This is a genomic window from Neobacillus sp. SuZ13, assembly GCF_030123365.1.
GTDB lineage: Bacteria > Bacillota > Bacilli > Bacillales > Cytobacillaceae > Neobacillus.
The window spans coordinates 1,506,296-1,528,966 of sequence record NZ_CP126107.1 but is presented as its reverse complement, the minus strand read 5'-3'; the positions used below and the strand labels follow the sequence as shown (position 1 = coordinate 1,528,966).

At 38.0% G+C, this 22,671-nt stretch carries 24 protein-coding genes; 6 read left to right on the top strand and 18 right to left on the bottom strand.

Annotation, left to right across the window (positions count from 1 at the left end; genetic code table 11):
- Positions 1 to 72: 72 nt before the first annotated feature.
- Positions 73 to 705: a PepSY domain-containing protein gene (locus QNH17_RS07365; RefSeq protein ID WP_283878085.1), complete on the top strand. Its 633-nt coding sequence runs from the start codon at positions 73 to 75 to the stop codon at positions 703 to 705.
- A 185-nt stretch (positions 706 to 890) separates the two neighbouring features.
- Here QNH17_RS07365 and QNH17_RS07360 read toward each other — a convergent pair whose 3' ends face one another.
- The 3 genes from QNH17_RS07360 to QNH17_RS07350 form a co-directional block, all read right to left on the bottom strand.
- A complete protein-coding gene (locus QNH17_RS07360) occupies positions 891 to 1,085 on the bottom strand; it encodes an IDEAL domain-containing protein (protein WP_026566206.1) in 195 nt (64 codons plus the stop codon).
- Between the two features lie 157 nt (positions 1,086 to 1,242).
- A complete protein-coding gene (locus QNH17_RS07355) occupies positions 1,243 to 2,085 on the bottom strand; it encodes an ABC transporter permease subunit (RefSeq protein WP_283878084.1) in 843 nt (280 codons plus the stop codon).
- Complete coding sequence (locus tag QNH17_RS07350) at positions 2,078 to 2,986, bottom strand: ABC transporter ATP-binding protein (protein WP_283878083.1); 909 nt, start codon at positions 2,984 to 2,986, stop codon at positions 2,078 to 2,080. Before QNH17_RS07350 ends, QNH17_RS07355 begins: the two co-directional genes overlap by 8 nt.
- Before the next feature lie 268 nt (positions 2,987 to 3,254).
- Between QNH17_RS07350 and QNH17_RS07345 the strand changes: the two genes are divergently transcribed.
- Positions 3,255 to 4,103, top strand: a complete 849-nt coding sequence (locus QNH17_RS07345) for an alpha/beta fold hydrolase (RefSeq protein ID WP_283878082.1) — start codon at positions 3,255 to 3,257, stop codon at positions 4,101 to 4,103.
- An 82-nt stretch (positions 4,104 to 4,185) separates the two neighbouring features.
- On the opposite strand, the gene QNH17_RS07340 is transcribed toward QNH17_RS07345, so the two are convergent.
- Positions 4,186 to 4,785 carry a response regulator transcription factor gene (locus QNH17_RS07340; protein WP_283878081.1) on the bottom strand — a complete coding sequence of 200 codons (600 nt, stop codon included), beginning with the start codon at positions 4,783 to 4,785 and terminating at the stop codon, positions 4,186 to 4,188.
- Entirely contained in the window at positions 4,778 to 5,920 is a 1,143-nt protein-coding gene (locus QNH17_RS07335) for a sensor histidine kinase (protein ID WP_283878080.1), read from the bottom strand. The genes QNH17_RS07340 and QNH17_RS07335 overlap by 8 nt, the downstream gene beginning before the upstream one ends.
- Positions 5,921 to 6,199: 279 nt before the next feature.
- Between QNH17_RS07335 and QNH17_RS07330 the strand changes: the two genes are divergently transcribed.
- Positions 6,200 to 6,982, top strand: coding sequence for an alpha/beta fold hydrolase (locus tag QNH17_RS07330; RefSeq protein WP_481858578.1), 783 nt, complete (start codon positions 6,200 to 6,202; stop codon positions 6,980 to 6,982).
- 62 nt (positions 6,983 to 7,044) lie between these two features.
- On the opposite strand, the gene QNH17_RS07325 is transcribed toward QNH17_RS07330, so the two are convergent.
- From QNH17_RS07325 to QNH17_RS07300, 6 genes are read right to left on the bottom strand one after another with little or no spacing between them, the layout of a single operon-like run.
- Positions 7,045 to 8,115 carry an alpha/beta fold hydrolase gene (locus QNH17_RS07325; RefSeq protein WP_283878078.1) on the bottom strand — a complete coding sequence of 357 codons (1,071 nt, stop codon included), beginning with the start codon at positions 8,113 to 8,115 and terminating at the stop codon, positions 7,045 to 7,047.
- A 20-nt stretch (positions 8,116 to 8,135) separates the two neighbouring features.
- On the bottom strand, positions 8,136 to 8,702 hold the full coding sequence (locus QNH17_RS07320) for a polyhydroxyalkanoate biosynthesis repressor PhaR (RefSeq protein WP_283878077.1): 567 nt from the start codon (positions 8,700 to 8,702) through the stop codon (positions 8,136 to 8,138).
- Between the two features lie 22 nt (positions 8,703 to 8,724).
- The gene (locus tag QNH17_RS07315; protein ID WP_283878076.1) at positions 8,725 to 9,348 is read right to left on the bottom strand and encodes a hypothetical protein; all 624 of its coding nucleotides are present in this window, start codon (positions 9,346 to 9,348) and stop codon (positions 8,725 to 8,727) included.
- The gene (locus QNH17_RS07310) at positions 9,332 to 9,805 is read right to left on the bottom strand and encodes a hypothetical protein (RefSeq protein WP_283878075.1); all 474 of its coding nucleotides are present in this window, start codon (positions 9,803 to 9,805) and stop codon (positions 9,332 to 9,334) included. The genes QNH17_RS07315 and QNH17_RS07310 overlap by 17 nt, the downstream gene beginning before the upstream one ends.
- Before the next feature lie 38 nt (positions 9,806 to 9,843).
- The gene (locus tag QNH17_RS07305; RefSeq protein ID WP_283878074.1) at positions 9,844 to 10,623 is read right to left on the bottom strand and encodes an SDR family oxidoreductase; all 780 of its coding nucleotides are present in this window, start codon (positions 10,621 to 10,623) and stop codon (positions 9,844 to 9,846) included.
- Positions 10,624 to 10,640: 17 nt separating this feature from the next.
- Entirely contained in the window at positions 10,641 to 12,275 is a 1,635-nt protein-coding gene (locus QNH17_RS07300; protein ID WP_283878073.1) for a long-chain-fatty-acid--CoA ligase, read from the bottom strand.
- Positions 12,276 to 12,825: 550 nt separating this feature from the next.
- Here QNH17_RS07300 and QNH17_RS07295 point away from each other — a divergent pair.
- Positions 12,826 to 13,605, top strand: coding sequence for an alpha/beta fold hydrolase (locus tag QNH17_RS07295; RefSeq protein ID WP_283878072.1), 780 nt, complete (start codon positions 12,826 to 12,828; stop codon positions 13,603 to 13,605).
- 92 nt (positions 13,606 to 13,697) lie between these two features.
- Entirely contained in the window at positions 13,698 to 14,501 is an 804-nt protein-coding gene (locus tag QNH17_RS07290) for an alpha/beta fold hydrolase (protein WP_283878071.1), read from the top strand.
- 139 nt (positions 14,502 to 14,640) lie between these two features.
- Here the strand turns inward: QNH17_RS07290 and QNH17_RS07285 are convergent, their stop codons facing one another.
- From QNH17_RS07285 to yknW, 7 genes are all read right to left on the bottom strand, one after another.
- Complete coding sequence (locus QNH17_RS07285) at positions 14,641 to 15,246, bottom strand: YitT family protein (RefSeq protein ID WP_283878070.1); 606 nt, start codon at positions 15,244 to 15,246, stop codon at positions 14,641 to 14,643.
- A 170-nt stretch (positions 15,247 to 15,416) separates the two neighbouring features.
- On the bottom strand, positions 15,417 to 16,295 hold the full coding sequence (locus QNH17_RS07280; RefSeq protein WP_283878069.1) for a GNAT family N-acetyltransferase: 879 nt from the start codon (positions 16,293 to 16,295) through the stop codon (positions 15,417 to 15,419).
- Positions 16,296 to 16,363: 68 nt separating this feature from the next.
- Complete coding sequence (gene trpB, locus QNH17_RS07275) at positions 16,364 to 17,530, bottom strand: tryptophan synthase subunit beta (RefSeq protein WP_283879452.1); 1,167 nt, start codon at positions 17,528 to 17,530, stop codon at positions 16,364 to 16,366.
- Between the two features lie 179 nt (positions 17,531 to 17,709).
- Complete coding sequence (locus QNH17_RS07270; protein WP_283878068.1) at positions 17,710 to 18,903, bottom strand: ABC transporter permease; 1,194 nt, start codon at positions 18,901 to 18,903, stop codon at positions 17,710 to 17,712.
- Entirely contained in the window at positions 18,900 to 19,592 is a 693-nt protein-coding gene (locus QNH17_RS07265) for an ABC transporter ATP-binding protein (protein ID WP_283878067.1), read from the bottom strand. The genes QNH17_RS07270 and QNH17_RS07265 overlap by 4 nt, the downstream gene beginning before the upstream one ends.
- Positions 19,589 to 20,710, bottom strand: coding sequence for an efflux RND transporter periplasmic adaptor subunit (locus QNH17_RS07260; protein WP_283878066.1), 1,122 nt, complete (start codon positions 20,708 to 20,710; stop codon positions 19,589 to 19,591). Before QNH17_RS07260 ends, QNH17_RS07265 begins: the two co-directional genes overlap by 4 nt.
- Entirely contained in the window at positions 20,710 to 21,381 is a 672-nt protein-coding gene (gene yknW, locus QNH17_RS07255; RefSeq protein ID WP_283878065.1) for a YknW family membrane protein, read from the bottom strand. Before yknW ends, QNH17_RS07260 begins: the two co-directional genes overlap by 1 nt.
- A 187-nt stretch (positions 21,382 to 21,568) precedes the next feature.
- On the opposite strand from yknW, the gene QNH17_RS07250 reads away from it, so the two are divergent.
- Positions 21,569 to 22,669 carry an AI-2E family transporter gene (locus QNH17_RS07250; protein ID WP_283878064.1) on the top strand — a complete coding sequence of 367 codons (1,101 nt, stop codon included), beginning with the start codon at positions 21,569 to 21,571 and terminating at the stop codon, positions 22,667 to 22,669.
- Positions 22,670 to 22,671: the final 2 nt, after the last annotated feature.

Below are 22,671 nucleotides of genomic sequence, written 5' to 3'. Positions count from 1 at the left end.
TTCCCCCTTTTGCTCTAATCTTCACTGGATATTCTATTAGTGAAGTAAACAAACACAAAGGAGGAATTTTTAATGAAAAATAAATTTATTGTTGGTGCATTATCTGGGTTATTAATCTTGGGCGGGGCCGTTGCAGTGGGGGCTTCAAAAAATGATACACGTGCAGAGGATTCTATCCATCAGGAAGATAAAAAAATAAGTACAAATGTTAATGGAAATGACCAAGGCCAAACAACTATTAAAGTGGAAACTGATGACAGCAATAGTACAGCAGCAACTAATCCTAATTTAATTACGGCGGAAAAAGCAAAAGAGATTGCAATTAGTGAAGTAAATGGAACAGTAGTTGAAATTGAACAAGAATTAGAGCATGGTAGAATGGAATATAAAGTTGAGCTAAACACGAACACGGGTGAAGCAGAGGTAAGGATCGATGCTGAATCCGGAAAAGTAGTTAGAGTTGAGCACGATGATGATAACAGCGACGACGATAACAAATCGGATGACGGAGCTCATCAAAACAGACATAGCGGCGATGACGACAACAAAGCGGATGACGGCACTCATCAAAACAGACATAGCGGCGATGACGATAACAAAGCTGATGGTGGGGCTTATCAAAACAGACATAGCGGTGATGACGACAACAAAGCGGATGATGGGGCTCATCAAAACAGACATAGCGGCGATGACGATAATATCTGAGATGATTCCTTATGAGTAATCCCCAATAAGGGAACCAATCCTATTGGATTGGTTCCCTATTATTTTGAATCATTAATAAAAATTAGATTTTTGTTAAGGACACTCATTTATATGTAAACAGAAAGAAGCCCATCCATATCTGGATAGGCTTCTTTTTTAAAGAATAGGATCCATTAATCGATAACTTAGGAAATCTTTTTTAACTCTTCTGTTAATTTTAGGAATAATTCCTTATCCCCATGTAGTAATGTGTGGTCGATTTCCTTGCGGATTTTCTCCCGTCTAAATTCTAGCAGGGCATTATTTAGAAACATTTCTGCAACAACAGCATCTGTATTCTCATCCGAATGTTGTGGTGAATTAAGTAATTTCTTTTCCATGGAAATCAACTCCTTACGTTTTTTCTAATTATACAGTTAATTTTCTAAAAATTCAAACACTTTGTTCGAAAAATTTAAAAAATTTTTCCCCAAAAAGATTTGGTGTCAGGCACCACATAAAGACATTCGTCCACCTTCAGCGGACAAATACAGGTTTTTAGTGAATTTGGCTTTCAAATAGGGTGTTTCTTTGGTTAAATTTGGTGATGAGTTTAAGGAGTATTCCATTAGCAACCAATAAACCTACTCCAATTAAGAATAAGGTTAGTGGACTTAGAAAGAAAAGCCCGCTTACTTGGCTGATAATAAGGCCGACGACAGGTAACACCATAATACCGCCAAATTGTTGTGCTTCCTGAAAGGATTTTACTCTGGCGGAAACTAGCACATTCAAAACGATATTAAAGATCACTAAGGCTGGGATAACCCAAAACATTAAAAGCAACCAGGTTGAATTCAAAAATAAAATTTCATTAAAAATTCGATAAGTAATTAGATTTACAATCACTGCATTAAGTAAAAAAGCCACAAACGTTATGACTATAGTAGGGATAAAGGATGCAATCACCTTGCCAAAAAACAATTCAGTAACTGTGATCGGAGCGAATAATAATGTTTCCAATGTATTTCTCTCCTTCTCCCCTGCAAAGCTATTCGAAGAAGTAACCATTGAATTGATGATAGCAGTCATTAAGAAAAACGGGATAATCATAAAGTTTAAGAAAAAATAAACCGATTTGTATCCTAGTGTCGGTAGTGCAGCTAGGGTATTTCTTAACTCTTCATTCGGAAAGTTCTTGATGATGGCATTGATTGGTTTTTCTAGATCCTGTGAGGATTCCCCAATTAATCCTGTATTTAAACCAACATAAGCAAATATTGCTGGGAGTAAAATACATAGAATTAAAGGAAGGATGATCATTGGTACCCATATCTTTTTAGAAGAAAAAGTGTTTTTAATATCTTTTTGAGCAACGGCAGCAATAATGTTCTTATTCATGTTTTTCCCCCCTTATTTTAAAATATAATGACTCCAAACTTCTATTGGTAATTTCACATGAATGGATCCACGTTTCGCTCAGAATACTCTTTAGCAGACCTGGAATTTCATTTTTTGAAGATAGATGAAACTCGATCATATGCCGATCTTTTCTAATGTACCCAAAGCCCCTGTATGTCTTGTGGTCAATTGGCAAGAGACCAGTTTCAACCAATAGGGTAACCTCTGTTAAATAGCGATCCTCTAATTCGCTTCTAGTTCCCTTCTCAACGATTTGACCACCCTTTAAAAACAGGAAAGTATCACATATGGTCTCCAGTTGGTGCAAAACATGTGAACAGATGACAATCGTGACCTTTTCTTCCTTATTTACTTTCTTAAGGTAATGAATCACATCGTTTATCCCTTCAGGGTCTAAACCATTTGTGGGTTCATCCAGGAACAAAAGCGCTGGTTTATGGAGCAACGCCTTTGCTAGGGTAATTCTTTTTTTCATCCCCGTTGAAAACGTTCCCACCAATTGATCCTTCTTCTCAATCATTTCAAATTGCTCAAGCAGATGAGTAATACGCTTCGGATCATAGGCATTATAGATTTTAGAAAAAAAGACTAGATTATCCCATGCACTCATGTCATGGTACAAAGCGGCACTCTCCGTTACAATCCCCGCCCTCTTTCTGATTTTATCACCCTCTGTTTGAGGATCATATCCCATTACTTTCATCTTACCACTCGTGGCATTAATGACTCCATTTAACAAACGAATCATCGTTGTCTTTCCAGCCCCATTTGGTCCAAGCAATCCAATAATACTACCTTCCTTAATCGAGAAAGAAACACCCTTTAAAATATCACGTCCATTAAAAGCCTTATCCACATCAACCGCTTCAATAATTGACAACCTATATTCCCCCTATTTATTTGGTGTCAGGCACCGCAAAAAGACACTCTCTCCATTTGTCCACGATGGATAGACTCTGCACCAAAAATAACCAGTTTTATTAAATTTTATCAGATTGTTATAGGCTGTTTGTACTGTTATTTTGAAATTTATATAAATTGCTGAAATTTATGGTTTTTTATTTATGGCAATATTTTTTGTGTATGTACCGGAATTTGGGGAACATTATACTCATCTATTTTATTTACGGAGTAGGTGAGAGATCTTAATGGAACAAACTGTCTTAGCAGGTCATCAATCAGTAAATAACATTGATGTTTATTACGAGTTTTATCCTAATCACACATCTGAAAAAACGTTTGTTTTATTACATGGCTTCCTTTCTTCCACCTTCACATTTCGCCATTTAATTTCTTTATTGAAAAAAGAGTACCAGGTTCTATCGATTGATCTTCCACCATTTGGGAAAAGCGCTAAATGTAACCGTTATGTATATTCCTACAAAAATTTAGCCCAAACAGTAATCCAGCTTACAGAATCATTAGGCCTTAAAAAAATGACGTTTATTGGTCATTCTATGGGTGGACAAATTGTTTTAAATATCCTCCATATGATGCCAGAACTCGCGGACAAAGCTATTCTTCTCTGCAGTTCAGCTTATCTCAAACGCTCAAAATTGCCTTTGATTATTACAAGTTACCTACCCTATTTCCATCTTTTCGTAAAATATTGGTTTGCACGGACGGGAGTAAAGAAGAATCTTCAGGACGCACTTTATAATCACGCCATTATTAATGATGAAATGATTAACGGTTACTTACAACCGTTTTTAACGGATGAAATATTTGTAGCTCTTACAAGGATGATTCGTGATCGTGAAGGAGACTTGCCCGCCCAAATTCTTAACCAAATAAAAACACCTTGTTTATTACTATGGGGGGATCATGATAAATCAATGCCCCTTAATATTGGTGAGAAATTAAATAAGGATTTAACCAACTCAGAGCTCATTGTTTTAAAAGATTCTGGACATGCCCTTCCTGAAGAACGTCCTAGGGAAGTTTTTGATTATATCAAAGATTTTATTGATAAGTACCAAACGGCAGCTGAAGCTTAGCTGCCGTTTGGTACTGGATTTGGATTCGTTTTACCATGAAGAAACAAAAAATGAACGGTGCCAGACACCGTTCATCCACTCCTTATTTAAACCAGCCTTTTTCTTTGGATTGAGTAATTGCCTCGATACGGTTTTTTACTTCAAGTTTGTCGAGGATAATTGAGATGTAGTTTCTGACGGTTCCTGTCTTAATACTAAGCTCTTCTGCGATTTCCTTTGTATTTTTACCATCTGCAACGAGCTCCAACACTTCTCTTTCCCTGTCTGTTAATGGATTTTCCTCACCATACACATCATCCATAAGTTCTGGTGCATAAATTCGTCTTCCTGACATTACACTACGGATAGAACTTGCCAACTCTTCACTCGGACTGTCTTTTAACAAATACCCGTTCACTCCTGCCTTCAACGCACGTTGAAAATAACCTGTTCTAGCAAAAGTTGTTAGTATGATTACTTTACAGCCCAGCCCCTTTAGTTCTTCTGCCGCCTCTAGACCGCTCTTACCTGGCATTTCGATATCCATAATACAGACATCAGGCTGAAATTTTTTTACGAGTGCTACGGCTTCTTCACCGTTTGATGCCTTTCCGACCACCTCCATGTCTTCTTCCAAATTAAGAAGTGAACCAAAGGCACCTAATAGCATTTGCTGGTCTTCAGCAATCACAATTTTAATCATTTTTCTCCTCCTTTTCCATCCCTGGTTTAACATCATTTGGTACTCTTATGATTAACGTGGTTCCTTCTTTTGTCGAAACTTCCAGACTCCCATTTATAAATTCCAAGCGCTCTTTCATACCAATCAGTCCATGGCCATCTTTCAACTTTTCTTGCTCGCCCTTAAAAACCCCATCATCACGAATTGTCAGGACCAATTCCTGCATTGACTGAATAATAGTTATGAAGCAAGATTTCGCACCACTGTGTTTGACAACATTATTTACTGCTTCTTTCATACACATGCTTAGAATGTTTTCGGTTAACAGCGTAACTTTTGCTGGAGTAAAATCTCCTTCTTTGATCAAATTAATTTCAGCAGCGTGAAGGATTTGTTCAACACGGACAATTTCGTCCCTCAAGCGGATCCCACGCATCGACGATACCATCTTTCGTACTTCACTTAATGCGGTTCGAGCTGTTTGCTGCACATCCTTTAATTCATTTCGCGCTTGCTCCGGATCCTTTGAGATTAACTTCCGGGCCAAATCCGTTTTCAACCCAATAAGTGAAAGCTTTTGTCCGAGGGTATCATGAAGGTCCCTGGCGATCCGCTGCCTTTCCTCTATTTTAACTAACTCTGAAATCCGTTTGTTGGCATCCAGTAACTTTTCTTCTAGCTGACCACGTTCTTTTCTATTATGGATGCTAAACGGGAGGAGGATGACACTAATCCAGATAATAATGACAAAGGGCAATTGCTGCAGAAATAATTTTTCTTGCATGACAATACTGAAGTTAATGGACACAGAAGTACTAAACAAATGAATAAAATACAACGTTAAAAAGGCGATTCTTTCTTTGATATTGCCGATAAAATAAGCGAGAAAAAAAGCAAAGTAAACATAACTGAAAAGACTTGTGGCAGTGATCGATATACCAATCAGAATCAACGTCCATAGATAGACGGGCCAGCCTTTAGATAAAAACGCGATTCGGTAAAGAATAAAGAATAATAATGTGAGTAATATCCCCACTACTATTTCAATGGTTGAGGGGGATTGAAAAATAAAGTAAAACGGTAAAATGCCAAGAACCGTCCAAATATACGGAGCAATTCCATTATTTTTTTGAAATGTCAGATATTTTTTTATCATAAGGGAACCTCATTTTCACTTAACATCCTTAACCCTTTTATCATAACTCAAAACAAGCAAGTTGTACTCCAATACAGCACCATTTTAGCTAAAACTTTCTCAATTCATACACTATAATATTCTTCCTTTGAGACAAGTAAATCAGATATATGTACTTTACACCCATATGTTATATTTTTCCACAATTCCAAATATAATAAAATAATCATACTTTTATACCCGTTTACACCATTCAAATATTGGAAATAACAGTTGTTATTATACAACTAGGAGGAATGAATGTTGAGTGAAATATTCAAGAGTTACTCCGGAATTCCTTATTTGCGACTTGGTGCTGGTGAACCTTTAGTTTTCATTCATGGTCTAGGTGAAGTTAAGGAGGGTTGGGCAAACCAGTTTGAATTTGCAAATCAATATGACTTAATTATTCCTGATTTGCGAGGACATGGAGACTACACTACTCCTGGAGAGATATCCATAAAAAACTTTGCATTTGATGTAATTAGTCTATTGAAAGAACTGGGAATCGAAAGCGCACACATATGCGGGTTATCGATGGGAGGAATGGTTGCGCAAGAAATTTATCGGCAAGCACCTGGGATGTGCCGGTCTTTAATGCTTGTGAGCACTTTCCATTATGCTCCAAGGCAACTCGGAAAGCTGTTTTTAAAATACCGGAAAGCACAACTAGAAAATAAATCTCCTAAAGCGATCGCAGAAAGGTCCGCAAAGGTTTGTCTATATTCTTGGAGCAAGGAAAATATCGAGACCTTCTCTAAATTTTACAAACCAAACCGTGAATTCTTCTTTAAATCCATGGAAGCTTGTTTACAAGTCAATAACCTAAACTTACTCCCACAGATTAATGTGCCAACCTTAATTATTGGCGGGCAGTACGATGCAGTTATCCCTGTTTGGGTTCAGTTCCTAATGCATAAACAAATTAGGCACTCAGAGTTTGTCATATTCAGGAACACTGGCCATGTTGCCAAATTAGAGGCAAAGGATGAATTCAACAAAGTTCTGAGAGCATTTTTAAACAAACATAAATGGGCAAGTTAGGAGTAGAGGGATCATCCTTCCTCTCCTATCTTGCCCTACAGAAATAACTTGTCCCAAACTATTTAAAAAAGCGGATTGGAACGACTAGATGCCCATTGATCAACAATCCCTGCAAATAAACCAGATAATGCTAGACCAACATGCCCTGATTCAACACAAACATACGTTTTGTCTTCGCTCGATACTAAATCCATAATTGGTTTACTTTGCTCTTCTAAAACTAAATTGTCTCTAGACCCTGAGACCACGAATAGATTGGCACGAATATTTTTCAAATCGGCAGCCCTTTTCCCAACCATGAACTCCCCTTTAACCAGCTTGTTACCTTTTACTAATTCATTTACAAATTGTTTATAGGCCTCACCTGTAAAAGGCACTTGATCAAGTGTCCATTTATTCATCCGACGCCATTTTTCAACATAACGGTGATCGTGGGCCCGATTTAAGAGCATGGTATAATTGGTAAAATAGATTGGCGAACCAATAGCTCTAAACATCATTTCCACATATTTAGAGGGAACAACCCCATAAATATCTAGAAAATGATCGAGATTAATATCTCCATTTTTGAGACCTTCCGCCCATTTTTCCGGCCCTACAAACGTACTGAAATCAATAGGAACCGTAGCTACGATTAAATTTTTGATTGGTTCTTCGGCTACAGATGCGTAGATAGAGGCAATCGTACCTCCTAAACAATATCCAACGAGAGTAATTTCCTCCGCTTCAGAATGGCGAAGTGCCCGCTTAACAGCCGTTTTTAAATATTTCTCGACATAAGTATCTATACCAATCTTTTTGTCTTCATAGCCTGGTGTACCCCAATCCAATAAATACACTTCATAGCCCATGTCAGTTAAGTTTTTTATCACACTTTTCTTTGGGTCAATATCTAAAATGTATGGTTTATTAAAAAGGGAATACACAAAAAATAATGGAATCTCATACTTTTTTTGTTTGGCAGGATAATGCCATAAAACTGATTTATTTTTTCTCCATACTTCAGTCCTTGGAGTTTGACCAACCTTGGGTTCAGGTTCAGATAAAAGTTTAACCACATTTGCCCAGCGGTCCACTTCTTTTTGATAATCAAACTCCGGAATGCTCCCCTTGAAAGGTGCTTCTGTTGCCAAGCTCACCCCTCCATTTCATTTTATTTCGCTGTCCCTGATCCAGCCAACTCTCGATCCACTTCTTTGTTCTTTTCAAGAAGACCCTTTATTGACTCGAATTCTTCTTTAAAGTTAGTTAATTTCATTAACTCAAACTTCATTTCTTGGAGTTCTGCCTTTAATTCTTTGGTCTCTATTTGCTCTTTTTTCGTTTTTACTAACTCTGTTTTAAGCTGCTTTGTTAATTTAATGATTTCTTTTGAAATTTCCACAACACTCTCGATTTCTTTGTTCTGGGACTTCATGGTATCCTGCAAATCCCAGATTTGTTCCTCAAGAGCTTCAATTTTTTCCTCGGCTTGGACCGTTAATGTTGCAACATTAGCTATATCATTTTTAGTTGGTAAATTCAAAACACCTGCAAGTGCTTCCTGATTCTTTTTGAATTTCTCAAGATAACGAGAATTAATTTCTGTTCCGGTATTAGACATTTTTATGAAATCCTTGTTATCTGTCCAATGATAGATAAAATCATTTATCTGTTTTTCCCATAAAAGACTAAGCTTATGAATGGATTCAAATGGATCGTAAGGTTTTTTACCAGACATTACTTCCACTCCTATTTTTTCATTATTTAGATTGATCGGTTGCATTCTTCATATAATTCTGAAACGGCAGGATTGCAGATTTCACTTGCTTAGCAAACATATTTACAAATACTTTTTGATTTTCATATAAAACATTGCTTGTTTTCTTAACACTCTCAATATATTTTTCTCTGCCATTTTTCCGATAAGCGATATACTGTTCAACGGTTTCTACATATTTATCTAAGGCATCTAATTGTCCTGTAATTAATGCTTGAGTTGGGGTTAATAATAAATGTGATGTTTTATTTTGAATATCCTCAACAACTTTATTAATTTCTTCATATGATTTCACTGGAAAGAACTGCTGTAGTGGAGTCGTTGTCATAAGTAATTCTTCGCGTGCTCCCTTTTCCCACTCTTTCAGTTCCATCCCAAATTGCGCCGAAATGGTGAGGGCATTTTCCTGATTCTGTTTAAGCTTTTCCACGTAGTTTCTGACTGCTTCCAAGAAAAGTGTATCTCGTTTATTTAAGCGGTCTTCCCAAGCATCTAATTCATTAAATCCTACCTTCCAAAGCAGATCTAAGCTTGATGAATCCTGTTCCTCGTCAACCTCTACTTCTTGATTTTCTAACTCTAATACTTTTTCATTTTTTTTCGTCATGGTTATTCTCCTCCAAGTTCAAATCAAATAATTGTTTTAACTCTATTAACTCATCTTCCAAGCTTTTTAGTTTACAAGCGTGGATTTCCACTGCTTCCTTTTCCAAAATAGCTTGCAAGGCTTCCCATGATTCACGAATCATTTTTAACTTATTCCGGTTCTCTTGCTGTCTTTTGTTCATCCAATAGATAGATTCGTCCAAATAATCTAACTTTTCCTCATAATCTACGATTCTTACAGAAATAGCACTTATTTCATCTTTATTTGCAAGGCCTAACTGATTTAACCTTCTGGTTGTTAATCTTCTATGAATTTTTAACTGTTTCACATGTGCTTCCAAAGCATTTCCAAATGCAATGGTGAATTTTCTGTTATTTGTTGAGGCATGGATTCTCTTGTTCATTTCTGCTTCTATTTTTTTAAAAAAAGAATCTCTATCTTGATGTGTGGACTCCATGTACATCCCTCTTAATTAACTAGTCAGTGTCTGCTATTTCACTGTACACTGGCAGTTGTCCCGCCGTCAACAACTAGTACATGGCCATAAACATAGTTAGAAGCATTTGAGGCTAAGAATAGTGCTGGACCTTTAATGTCATCATCTGAACCAAAGCGTCCAGCTGGTGTCCGCTCAAGAATTTTTTCACCTGAGTAGTCCAGAATAGCTTTTGCCATTTTTGTTGGGAAAAATCCTGGAGCAATGGCATTGACATGAACATTATACGGTGCCATTTTTACGGCTAAATCCTTTGTTAAGGTAATGACCGCACCTTTGCTTGCTGAATACCCAATCGCATCCATCACTAAAGGGTCTTGTCCACCCATACCTGCGATTGAGGCAATATTAATAATTTTGCCGGATTTTTGCTCGACCATAATTTTACCAACTGCCTGAGAAAATAGGAAAACCGCCTTTAAGTTGATATCCATCACCTTGTCCCATTTATCTTCAGGCATGTCTAGAGCAGGAGCTCCCCAACTGGTACCACTGTTATTAACCAAAATATCAATCCGGCCAAATTCCTTCATGGTTTCATCGACCACCAGTTGGATATCCCTCGGATTCGCTACATCACATTTTAAAGCTTTTGCCCGAATCCCTTTTTCCTGCAATGTTTCTATGAATTGTTGACAAGCATCTAGATTTCTAGAGCATACTACCACATTTGCGCCTGCTTCTGCATAGACGGTTGCAATTTGCTGTCCTAAGCCTCTTCCACCGCCTGTAATAATGGCTGTTTTGCCTTTTAAGCTAAAAAGCTCTTGAGTATTCACTGCTTTCTTCCTTTCTATTATGCTTTTACTTTTAATTTTTCTTGGTCTCTTAATACTCGGCGAAGTAACTTTCCAACTGAAGATTTAGGCAAATCAGCCCGGATTTCTACTTCTTTTGGAACCTTATATGGGGCAAGGTTCTCTTTCCCAAACTGTTTGATTTCTTCTTCTGTATGGGTGTACCCGTCCTTCAATTTGACAAATGCCTTTACTGTTTCCCCGCGGTAGGAATCAGGAACGCCTATAACCAGCACTTCTTCAATTCCTTCTAATTGATAAAGGACATCTTCGATTTCACTAGGATAAACATTATATCCACTCGCAATAATCATATCCTTCTTCCGGTCAACGATATAAAAGTAGCCGTCTTCATCCATTTTTGCGATATCTCCAGTAAACAGCCATCCGTCTTTTAATACTTTGGCGGTATCTTCCGGGCGATTCCAATAGCCTTTCATGACTTGAGGACCTTGGATTATTAGCTCCCCTTCTTCTCCAACTGGTGCATCAATATACCCGTCTGGAGTCAATTGAACAACTCTTGCAATTGTACTTTGGACAGGGATTCCCACACTTCCATATTTTCTTGGGACAAACGGAGGGCTAAATATCGCAGTTGGGGCTGATTCTGAAAGTCCATATCCATCTAGTAACATGGCACCTGTTTTCTTTTCAAACATTTTTACTTGTTCAACAGGTAGAGGAGCCCCACCGCTGCTTAAATAGTACATTTCATTAAAACTGCAAGTATCTAAATCTGGCTGGCTATTTAAAGCAAAGTACATGGTTGGAACCGCTGACATTTGGAACGGCTTTTCACGGTTAATCGTTTCCATTACCTCTCTAACATCAAAACGGGGTAAGACAATTTGATTGGCACCTTCACGAATTCCACACAGTGCCACACTAGATAATCCATAGACATGGAACATTGGCAGGACGGTAATCATTTTTAGGTTTTCAGGTTTATTATCACAAGCTTTATAGGCAAAATCACATACTTGATTGAAATTAGCTAGGAGGTTGCGATGAGTGAGCATGACACCTTTAGATACACCTGTTGTTCCCCCTGTATATTGTAAAAGGGCAACATCTTCGTATTGGTCAATTTCAATTTCTGGGATATTTACGTCCTCATGTAAAAATTCATCAAAATAATGATCGCCTTCTGCAAGATCAGCTCTAGCACCACCAAAACTTACTACGATCACCTTTTTTAAGGATGTATTGGATTGTAATTCTTTTATTCTTGGATAAAATGCATCAAATGCAACGATGTACTCAGAGCCCGAATCATTTAAAACGTGTTCTATTTCTCTGTCTACATACATTGGATTAACTTGAACAGCTATTCCACCTAAACGAAAAGTACCGAATAGCGTGAATATGTAATGCGGGGAATTAGGAAGCATAATCGACAGACGATCACCTTTGGTGAACCCTGCCCGATATAAGGCTGCAGCAAATTGATCGGTTATTAGTTTTGTACCGTTGTATGTCCATACGTTGCCAAAGAAGGTAAAAGCGGGATTATTAGTATAACGTGTTACTGAACCTTGCAAAAAATCGTAGAGAGAATTGTGTTCAATATTCACATGCTCGCTAATTCTAGGGTCATAAACTTTTAACCACGGCTTTTGTTGATAAACCATTAAAACGATGCCTCCTCAGGATATTTAATGTCAAATAGGAAATATTCCTCTTAAAAATAGCTGTAATTACTTCGAAGGGTTCGTCAAAATCATTAATTAGAATATTAATATAGTTAAGATTATTGTGGTTTAATGTAGTTTTGTAAACCTCCCTCTTTCGACAAAATTCTACAAAATTCTCTGTTTCATAAAATAATATATAATCAACGCCGATAAATATAGCAAACGCTTTCAAAACACTAACTCAAAAACAGGAAAAATAGCGAAAATTGTCGGAATATTTTTTCAACACTTCTAATCCCAAATCGTAAAAAATGTAATTTGCAGTCACTAAACCCCTTCACCAAACATCACCCAAAGAACCTTTAAATCAAGAAAGTATTATTCTCCTATAATACTTATTGGTGTCAGGCACCAAAGAAATACACTTGTCCAGCAGAAGAGGACACTCGGAATATTCACGATTCTATTATTCTGAATTTTATAAAAATTAAAACTTTACAAATTGTGGTAATACCCTTTATGATATATATCAATAGGAGGGGTATGTTTGAGTAAAGTTTCTTTTAGTTGCTCTGAAATTCCTTACTTACGTTTTGGTGCTGGAGAACCTTTAGTCTTTATTCATGGTTTAGGAGAGGTAAAGGAGGGCTGGAACAATCAGTTTGAATTTGCGGATCAGTATGACTTGATTATCCCTGATTTACGAGGGCATGGTGAGCATATTACGAATGAGAAGATATCTATTCCACAGTTTGCCCGTGACATTATTACTCTATTAAATGACCTTCAGGTGGAAAGTGCTCATATTTGTGGTTTATCAATGGGCGGAATGGTAGCCCAGGAAATTTATCGTCAGGCTCCCCAGATGTGTCGGTCATTAATGTTGGTAAGCACCTTTCATTACATCCCTAGACACTTGGCAAAGCTAATCATAAACTATCGAAAAGTTCGCTCACTATCTACAAACCCAAGTTTACCAAAAAAAACAGCTGCTCGTATTTCACTTAATTCATGGAAAGGTAAAGTCTATCAGGACTTTCAGAAATTTTACCAACCTAATCATGAGGTTTTTCTAAAATCGGTTAAAGCATGTCTGGAAGTGAATAATTTAAAACTACTTCCTAAAATAAAAGTCCCTACATTAATCATGGGATCCCAATATGATTCTGTCATCCCTGTTTGGATCCAACTATTAATGCACAAACAAATTCCCCACTCTGAATTTGTGATCCTTAGGAACACTGGTCATATTGCCAAATTAGAACAAAAGGAGGCATTTAATAGAGTTATTCGCAACTTTTTGAAAAAACACTCAAAAGTAAGTTAAGGGAGGGATATTTTCCTCCCTTCTTCCATGTTCTTTCCTTAGTTAAATTATCATATAATTTACCGTTACTTTTAAAAAGGAGGATTAAATTAATGCCAATAACTAATGGGAATGGTATTAATCTTTATTATGAGGTTCATGGAGAGGGTGAACCATTACTTTTAATAATGGGGTTATCACTAAATTCAAAATCTTGGTTCAGGACTCTCCCTTCTCTCAGTGAGCACTTTAAAGTAATTATATTTGATAATCGCGGGACAGGTCTTAGTGACAAACCAAACTCCCCCTACTCGATCGAGAAAATGGCTGAAGATGCTAAATGCGTCTTGGATGCTGCCGGAGTAGACTCAGCCCATGTATATGGCATTTCAATGGGCGGGATGATTGCACAACGATTAGCACTTTTGTATCCTTCTAGGGTCCGTTCGCTTGTCTTAGGTTGTACAACCTCTGGGGGCGCGACACATGTCCAACCTAGTGCAGAAGTCTCGATGCTTATGCTTTCAAGGGGTTCTGCTGTTGCAACACCTGAAGAAATGGCGTGGGCTACCGCTCCAATCCTATACAGTCAATCATTTATAGAAAACCAACGTGAATTAGTGGCAGAGGACATACAAAAAAGAATAGAGATACCTGTTCTCCCTTTCGCCTATATCCTTCAACTTCAGGCCTGCCTAGCTCACGATACCTCCAGCGAGATTGACCAAATCAAATGTCCTGTCTTAGTTATCCATGGAGATGAAGACAAATTGGTTCCCTATCAAAATGGGGTAACCTTAGCAGAGAAAATTCCGAATGCTGAATTTTTGACAATTAAAGGTGCTGGCCACATTTATGTAACCGAGGCCAATGATTTAGTAAATGAAAGAGTAGTAGAATTTTTAGAAAATCAATAATGCTTAAAAAATGCCCGTTCACTAATAGAACGGGCATTTTTTCCCTTCTTCTGTCTCACGAACAATTCTTAACATAGTGCTTGGAACAGGTATCCCAATGCTGCAGTGTGTCCTTGGTACAAACGGTGGAATAAGCATATTAATGGATCTGAATAGAGAAATCAATCGTTCGATAGGCTATAAGAAAGGTTGCTAAAGAGTATATGGCCTCACTTAACCCAAATATAAAAATGGAACTACTGAAAATGAATACATTCAATAACAAGATAATTTGTCCGATCGAAAAAGAAGAATGTTTACTTAAAAGAATTGCTATCACTTCTGTTCCATCAAAACATCCACCGAATCGAATCGTTATACCGACACCCAGTCCTAAACCTAATCCGCCAAGCACAATTACTAGGAGTGGATTGGTGGTGATGACAGGAAGCGAATCGAATAGATAGGTTTCGAACGATAGAATGAGAATAGCAAAAAGACTGAGCATGAGAAACCTTCTGCCCAGAAATCGATAGGCAAGGAGGAAAAAAGGTGTATTTAATACCAATAAAAACAAGCCAATTTCTTCTTTTGAAATATGGGCAAGCAGGATACTTACGCCAATAATTCCTCCATCAATCACATGATTTTTCACCAAAAATAATTGTAAGGATAAGGATACAAGTGTAGCACCAAAAAAAATGAACAATAGCCGTTTATAAAAAGAACATGCCCCTGCTCTGCTTAAATCAATATAAAAGTTCATCCGGTTCCTTATCATACTTGTCCCCTTTTTCAACAAAATTCCATAGATTAATTGTGTTTAAAATATATTCAATTAACTCGAGAAACATTCTCTAACCCCCGATACTAAAAAGAGCCACTCGTACAAATAGATAATTTATACGAGCGGCTCTTCCATGGTGTCAGGCACCATCACGCCTGTGAAGTAAGCGGATGCTTAAATTCATTGGGTAACGAGACGTTTGTTTGATTCTTTATAAAGAGGACATTATTGGTATTATATGGCTGTTTCTCATATCCTAGTTCATTCTCATCAGGATGAAAATGGAAAATGACTTTACTGCAATCAGGCGGGACAATCGTGCTTAAAACTGTTCGAAGATTTACCTTCCGAGGACTGACTATATCATAAAGATGTATATATCCCTCCTCCCTTTGAAAAATCACCAGTGCGTTCTCATTCTCAAGATAGTAGAGGTCCTGGCTAAAAACCATAATACAGTAAAACATGAGGAGCTCTTCACAATTTGAAGTTCCGAATTGTTCCGAGATAACCTTACGATTCCCCGCTAAATTATAGATGTAATCTAAATCCTCTGGATTGCTAGCATCTAATTTTCTTACCTTAGAAGAAACTGCAGGCATATGATTATAGTCCAATAAAAATTGCACTTCATCTGTAGAAGAAAATCCGAATTTCGGGTAAAAATCCAATACATTTTGATTGGCAAACAAATAAATTATATCGACATGTTTATATTCGTCTAATACAATCTCCATCAAGCGTCTCGACAATCCCTGATTTCGAAAATCAGGGTGTGTCATGACAGTCCCGATTTGGATTGCTTGTATAACCTCCGCATTTACGACCAAGTTTACAAGATTAACGGATACATTAGCTACCACTTGATTACGATCAACAAAAGAAAACGGCAGATACTTTTCTGTCCAGTATCCATTTTGGTGCCATGTTTCAAACTCTATTCCAAAAGTAGCAGACGCCAATTGATTAAAACTTGTCCTTAAATATTCATGATCTTTATAATCTTTTATAAATAATAATTCTCTCAAAGGACTCTTCCCCCTCGATAAAAACAAAAAAGGACGAGCCATTTATCGACTTGTCCTTATCTATTTTATTATTTTTTCAACATCTTAAATACCTGCTCAACATCCTTATCACCGCGTCCTGATAGGTTAACAATTAGTACATCTTCGTTAGATAATTCTTTCGCCAGCTTAATAGCATATGCAACAGCATGCGAACTTTCTAACGCCGGGATTATTCCTTCCGTCTTGCTTAACAATTGAAATGCCTCTAGGGCTTCTTGCCCGGTCACTGTTACATACTCTGCGCGCCCGCTTGTTTTCAAATGGCTGTGCTCTGGACCGACACCTGGATAATCCAGCCCCGCAGCAATCGAATACGTTGGTTTAGGTTCTCCATTTTCATCCAGTAATGTTAAACATTTAAAGCCATGAATTACAGCAGGTACTCCTTCAGTCATTGTCGGTGCTTCAGCAGGTTCAACCCCAATTAAGCGCACCTCTTTATTGTCAATATAATGAGCAAAGGCACCAATTGCATTGCTGCCACCTCCTGCACAAGCAATCACCGCTGTCGGCAGCTTTCCTTCCTTTTCAAGAATCTGCTTTTTCGATTCTTCACTGATAATCGCCTGAAAATGCTTAACCATTGTAGGATAAGGATGTGGGCCTACGGCCGAACCCAATAAATAAAAGGTATTCTTATAGTTTTGCACCAAGTCCCCAAGGGCTTCGTCGACAGCATCCTTTAAACGGCCCTGCCCTTTATCTACAGGCACAACTTTGGCACCTAATAACTCCATCCGAAAGACATTGAGTGCTTGGCGTTCCGTATCTAGTTTACCCATATAAATAATGCATTCCATCCCAAACATGGCACAGGCGGTTGCTGTTGCTACACCATGTTGTCCTGCTCCCGTTTCAGCGATAATTCTCTTGGCACCCATTCGTTTTGCTAAAAGAATTTGGCCAATTGCATTATTAATTTTGTGTGCACCAGTATGGTTTAAATCTTCACGTTTCAGATAAATTTTTGCCCCTTGATTTTGTTTGGTTAAATTCTCTGCAAACGTTAATGGATTCTCCCTGCCCACATATTCTTTTAAGTAGTATTTGAATTCAGCTATAAATTCAGGGTCCTCCTTATAACGATTAAATTGCGATTCTAATTCGTTCATAACCACTTGTAAATCCTCGGGAACAAAACTCCCGCCAAACTCTCCAAAAAAACCTTTGCTCTCAACACTTACTCTATCCATACTCATCACGACTCCTTCTAAACTATTATTCTAATTCATTCTTATTACGAATAATTATCTGAATATTCCTGTAATTATATTATCACATTACTCTTAATCTGCAAACAGAACTATACGGCAATAATAGGAAAAAGCCTACACCTTCGTGTAGACCCTTGGTCTAGTTTCCTAATCAATCCTTATTCATATCTCAGAGAATCAATCGGATCAAGTTTAGAAGCCTTGTTTGCTGGAAGTAGTCCAAACACAATCCCAATAACCATTGAGAACAACACTCCACCTACTACCACTTGCCAGGACACTAAGGATGGCCAACCTGCAAAGAAACTAACAACGGTGGACGTACCCCAGCCGAGCACAATCCCGAGCATACCGCCTATAAAAGTTAGTGTCATTGATTCAATTAGAAATTGAGTCAGCACCTGACCTCGTGTAGCGCCTAACGCCATACGGATCCCGATTTCTCTTGTTCTTTCGGTCACGGATACGAGCATGATATTCATAACACCAATTCCACCAACAAATAATGAGATACCTGCTATACTTCCGATAATTAATGTCATGATTTTTGTGATTTGTCCTACCCCTTGAGCGATTTCTTCCATATTAATAACTTGGTAGGATTTTTCCGTATTATGCAGATTATTTAATAATCTAGCAGCCTTTTTACCTGCGACCTGCAGTTGTTCAGCTGATGCTGCTTGCAGAGTTACTTGGGTAAAATCACTTCTTCCGTAAATCGTTTTCCACGTTTGGAAAGGTAGATATACCTCCATTGATCCAAATGATAAAAGCCCAGTTGGTTTCTCTAAAACCCCAATGATTTCAATCGGTTGATTGGCAACCATAACAACCTTTCCAACTGGATTTTCCCCTTTAAATAATTCCTCTTGCAATTTATTACTGATTAATGCTGAACGGCGGCCGCCTAGAAAATCAGAGCCTGAAAAATTCCTTCCCTTAGCAACTTTCAACTCATTTAATTTTATATAGGCCTGATTAATTCCAGTCGATGAGGCATCCACAGTATCCTTTTGAAATTTAACAGAAGACAATTGGGTGCTTGTGGCCACCACACTTTTAATTTCAGAAATTTGTTCCAGTGCTCTAATATCTTCCTGTTTGAACGGGGCTTGCTGAAATATATTAGGGTTCGCACGTATTTCTTCATCGGAAGGCTGATAAAATAACTCAATCGTATTCCCTGGTCCGGTAATTTGTGATTTCAGCATCGCTTCCCCGCCCTGCCCGATGGCTACGACGATAATAACAGCACCTACCCCAATAATAATCCCCAGCATTGTTAGAATGCTCCGCATCTTATGGGCTTTAAGTGAGCTTAATGCCATAAAAAGATTTTCCATAAAACTCATCCTGCCGGCCCCCTAACACCCTCAAAAGGCGACTGAATCATTCCATCTCTAACCATAATTGTTCTGTTCGCGTATTCGGCTACTTCTGATTCATGGGTAACGATAATAATCGTAACTCCTTCATTATTCAGTTCGCTAAATTGTTCCATAATGTCCTTGCTTGTTTTTGAATCAAGGGCACCTGTGGGTTCATCCGCTAGAATAATCTTAGGTGTATTAACAATGGCTCTCGCTATGGCAACACGTTGCTTCTGTCCCCCAGATAGAGCATTAGGAAGATGGTTCATTCGGTCGGCAAGACCAACTTTCATTAATGCCTCTTCTGCACGGGCCTGGCGCTCTTTTTTGGGGATTCCTGCATATATCATTGGTAATTCTACATTTTTTAATGCCGTCAAGCGCGGAAGCAAATGAAACTGCTGAAAGACAAAGCCAATCGATTGATTTCTAACCCTGGCCAATTCCTTGTCATTATAATGAGAGACATTTTCCCCGCCAAGATAATACTCTCCCTCTGTCGGTTTATCCAAACAACCAATAATATTCATTAAAGTTGACTTTCCTGAACCAGATGGACCCATAATGGCAGCAAATTCACCTTTTTGAATGGATAGACTGATACCATTTAGGACAGGCACACTTTCTTTTCCTAACAAAAACGATCTTGTGATGGATTCTAGCCGGATCATTTAACTATCACTTCCAACCCATCTTTTAATTTGTCAGGTCCATTAATGATGACTTTGTCTCCTTTTGTAACACCTTCAAGGATTTCAATCTTCTTTCCTGATGTAATGCCAGTTTTGACATTTTGTTTATGCGCCTTTCCATCCTTGACGAGATATACAAAGGGCTGATTCCCCTCATCAAATAACGCATCGAGCGGCAGGACCATCGCTGTCTTTTTGTCTGTTTCTATCTCCATAATGACTTGGAAGCCTGGTTTCAACGTTTTAGTATCACCGGAAATCTTTACTCTGACAGGATACTGCACAGCCTGTGTACCATTTTGCAAACCGGCTTGGTTCTGCTCAGGCAAAATAGATGTCTTCGTGATTTCACCCAGCCACTCTTTGCCTGGCAATGCCTCTGATTTGATGATCACTCTTTGACCTTTGCTAACTTTAAGCGTATCGTATTCGGACAGTAGTCCTGATGCTGTCATCCCTGCTAATTTCCCAATATGTATAAAAGGCTCGTTTGTTGCATCAAGTGATGTTGCTGGCTTTTTAGCTGTTAAAACAATACCAGCTATAGTACTTTTAATCTCTAATTCATCTTGGCGTTTACTAATCAAGTCTTTTTGAAGTTCTGTTTGCTTAAGTTCGATGTTAGCTAGTTCCTTTTCCATCTCAAGCTGTTCAAATTCAGGAGAAAGCTGTTTTTTCGCTTCCTTTTTTCCAACCTGCTCACCTAACGTCTTTTCTTTGTCTTCGAGTTGCTCCAATTTCTTATCAATTTGGTTTATTTTTAAATTAGCTGATTCGACCGCTAATTTATTCTGCTCAATCTCCAACTCAAGCTGGGGATTTTCTAATTTAGCCAAGACAGTACCTTTCTTGACTGTCTGTCCTTCTTTGACCAGCAATTTCTTGATTTCCCCTTTGTCTGGTGTCGTATAGACCAGTTGTTCTTGAGGTAGCTTCACTGTTCCTGGAATCATTAATAAAGAGGAGATTTCTTCTTGGCTGATTTCCGTGGTCTTAACGGAAGGCCCCTTTGCAAGGACCTGCCGGTAGACACTTACAGAAATCATCATGATGATTAATAAAATGACACTAATGCTAATCCAAATTTTCTTTTTCATTATAGCTTCGGCGCTCCCTGTAAAAGGGTACCGACCAAAGCAAAGCCAATACTAACAACGAAGAAAATCACCGCAATTGTCCATGCCAGCCCTTTAGAAAATTGCGCTGTTTTATGAAGGCCCAAGGCAGTCAAAATAGCGGACCAGATCCCAAATACCTCGATGGACCCTAAAACACCAGCTTTATCCTGATTGAGAAGCCCTGCCAAACTAGTAATATATATTTCTGGGTCCCCGCCGATGGCATATCTGATTCCCATATTCAATATAAGTCCTGCTGCCCCGATAATCATGATAAAAGTATTCATAGATAATAATTGTTTAAAAGAAACAGTGGAACTAGCAATTTTGGCAATCACTAATTGAATAGCACTGCTAACTAAAACACCTATAATAGGCGTAATGATGCCCGTAATTGCAACAGTTACCTTTGTAATGGTTAACACCAAATCAACTTGATCTTCTGGGACTCCTTGAGCAATTAAAGTAGCTGCATCTAGTGATAGGGCCATTAATGCCATCCCAATGGCATAAAGAATACTAATAATAGTTAATGGTGCCCAAATTTTCGGACTTTGCTTAATCCGCTCAAACTGTACCCCTGGACTCGTAAACATTCCTAATAACTTAGGATTCTCTTTTTGTATATTTACTTCTGTTTGCAATTCCATTTCTAACACCCCTTCTTTCCACTCATGTAAAATATTCCATTTAAGTATACGACAAACTAAGCCGAAAGTTTCATTTTTTTCAAAATACCCTTCTGCTGCCTGTCACCAAAAGGAATACTATTATTTGTCTTCTATTCCAAGTTTTTGATATAATTTTAGTTAAACTAATTGAAAAAAGGGGAAAATAATGTCAAAAAGAAAATTCCAATATGGGTTAATCCAGATCCTTCTAATATTAACCATCATCTTTGTTTCAACAAAGATTTCATTTTTATTTATGCCGATCGGTATCTTTTTCTCTACTCTTTTTTTCCCAATTCTTATAACTGGATTTCTCTTTTTCTTACTTAATCCAATCGTTAATTTTCTTCAGCGCCAAAAAGTACCAAGAATTCTTGCCATCCTAATTATTTATGTAGTGTTTATTGGTATTCTTGTTTTAGCGATTGGCAACTTGGTTCCTGCCATCACAGAGCAATTTACCGCACTTGCTAATGCACTTCCTGATTATGCCAACAAGACCTTGCAGTATTTTGATAAGCTATCTCGAAGTTCTGAATTCAAATGGATCATGGAAGAGCAAAATGATCTTTTGGAAACCGGTAAGGAAAAACTGATCGCCTTTGCAAATACCTTGCCGGACAGGATTACCGGCGGTATTACGAATATCCTTGGTGTGTTTGCTAATATTGCTGTCATTCTAGCTACTGTCCCGTTTTTACTGTTCTATATGTTTAAGGATGGACATAAGTTTCCTAGGGCTGTAACTAAATTCCTTCCTATTTCATATCGAGAAGCAGGATTGCTTATGTTGAAAGAGACAGGTGAAACACTTTCCTCCTATATTCAAGGACAAGTTATTGTTGCCCTGTCAGTTGGAATACTTGCTTTTATTGGATACCTGATTATCGATCTGCCGTTTGCACTAGTTATGGCATTAATTGTTGCGTTTACCAACATCATTCCTTATGTTGGCCCCATTCTAGGCGGTGCACCCGCTGTAATTGTTGCATTATTTGATTCACCGACAAAGGCATTATTAGTTATTTTGATTATTGTAATTGCCCAGCAAGTGGAAGGGAATGTTTTATCTCCGCTCATCCTTGGAAAATCACTTGATACCCACCCAGCGACAATCATTATCGTCTTGCTCGCTGCCGGAAATTTAGCTGGCATCCTAGGAATGGTATTGGCAGTACCGTTTTATGCCGTAGTCAAGACCATCGTTTTAAATGTTATAAAGTTTCTGCAGGCGCGAAAAAGGGCAACTGCTCAAAACGAACCATAAGA

What these genes read in the sequence shown, in the direction of transcription:
- QNH17_RS07365 (WP_283878085.1), top strand. Translation starts at nt 73, where the DNA reads ATGAAAAATAAATTTATTGTTGGTGCATTATCTGGGTTATTAATCTTG.
- QNH17_RS07360 (WP_026566206.1), bottom strand. Translation starts at nt 1,085, where the DNA reads ATGGAAAAGAAATTACTTAATTCACCACAACATTCGGATGAGAATACA.
- QNH17_RS07355 (WP_283878084.1), bottom strand. Translation starts at nt 2,085, where the DNA reads ATGAATAAGAACATTATTGCTGCCGTTGCTCAAAAAGATATTAAAAAC.
- QNH17_RS07345 (WP_283878082.1), top strand. Translation starts at nt 3,255, where the DNA reads ATGGAACAAACTGTCTTAGCAGGTCATCAATCAGTAAATAACATTGAT.
- QNH17_RS07340 (WP_283878081.1), bottom strand. Translation starts at nt 4,785, where the DNA reads ATGATTAAAATTGTGATTGCTGAAGACCAGCAAATGCTATTAGGTGCC.
- QNH17_RS07335 (WP_283878080.1), bottom strand. Translation starts at nt 5,920, where the DNA reads ATGATAAAAAAATATCTGACATTTCAAAAAAATAATGGAATTGCTCCG.
- QNH17_RS07330 (WP_481858578.1), top strand. Translation starts at nt 6,200, where the DNA reads ATGTTGAGTGAAATATTCAAGAGTTACTCCGGAATTCCTTATTTGCGA.
- QNH17_RS07320 (WP_283878077.1), bottom strand. Translation starts at nt 8,702, where the DNA reads ATGTCTGGTAAAAAACCTTACGATCCATTTGAATCCATTCATAAGCTT.
- QNH17_RS07315 (WP_283878076.1), bottom strand. Translation starts at nt 9,348, where the DNA reads ATGACGAAAAAAAATGAAAAAGTATTAGAGTTAGAAAATCAAGAAGTA.
- QNH17_RS07310 (WP_283878075.1), bottom strand. Translation starts at nt 9,805, where the DNA reads ATGGAGTCCACACATCAAGATAGAGATTCTTTTTTTAAAAAAATAGAA.
- QNH17_RS07300 (WP_283878073.1), bottom strand. Translation starts at nt 12,275, where the DNA reads ATGGTTTATCAACAAAAGCCGTGGTTAAAAGTTTATGACCCTAGAATT.
- QNH17_RS07290 (WP_283878071.1), top strand. Translation starts at nt 13,698, where the DNA reads ATGCCAATAACTAATGGGAATGGTATTAATCTTTATTATGAGGTTCAT.
- QNH17_RS07285 (WP_283878070.1), bottom strand. Translation starts at nt 15,246, where the DNA reads ATGAACTTTTATATTGATTTAAGCAGAGCAGGGGCATGTTCTTTTTAT.
- trpB (WP_283879452.1), bottom strand. Translation starts at nt 17,530, where the DNA reads ATGGATAGAGTAAGTGTTGAGAGCAAAGGTTTTTTTGGAGAGTTTGGC.
- QNH17_RS07270 (WP_283878068.1), bottom strand. Translation starts at nt 18,903, where the DNA reads ATGAGTTTTATGGAAAATCTTTTTATGGCATTAAGCTCACTTAAAGCC.
- QNH17_RS07265 (WP_283878067.1), bottom strand. Translation starts at nt 19,592, where the DNA reads ATGATCCGGCTAGAATCCATCACAAGATCGTTTTTGTTAGGAAAAGAA.
- QNH17_RS07260 (WP_283878066.1), bottom strand. Translation starts at nt 20,710, where the DNA reads ATGAAAAAGAAAATTTGGATTAGCATTAGTGTCATTTTATTAATCATC.
- yknW (WP_283878065.1), bottom strand. Translation starts at nt 21,381, where the DNA reads ATGGAATTGCAAACAGAAGTAAATATACAAAAAGAGAATCCTAAGTTA.
- QNH17_RS07250 (WP_283878064.1), top strand. Translation starts at nt 21,569, where the DNA reads ATGTCAAAAAGAAAATTCCAATATGGGTTAATCCAGATCCTTCTAATA.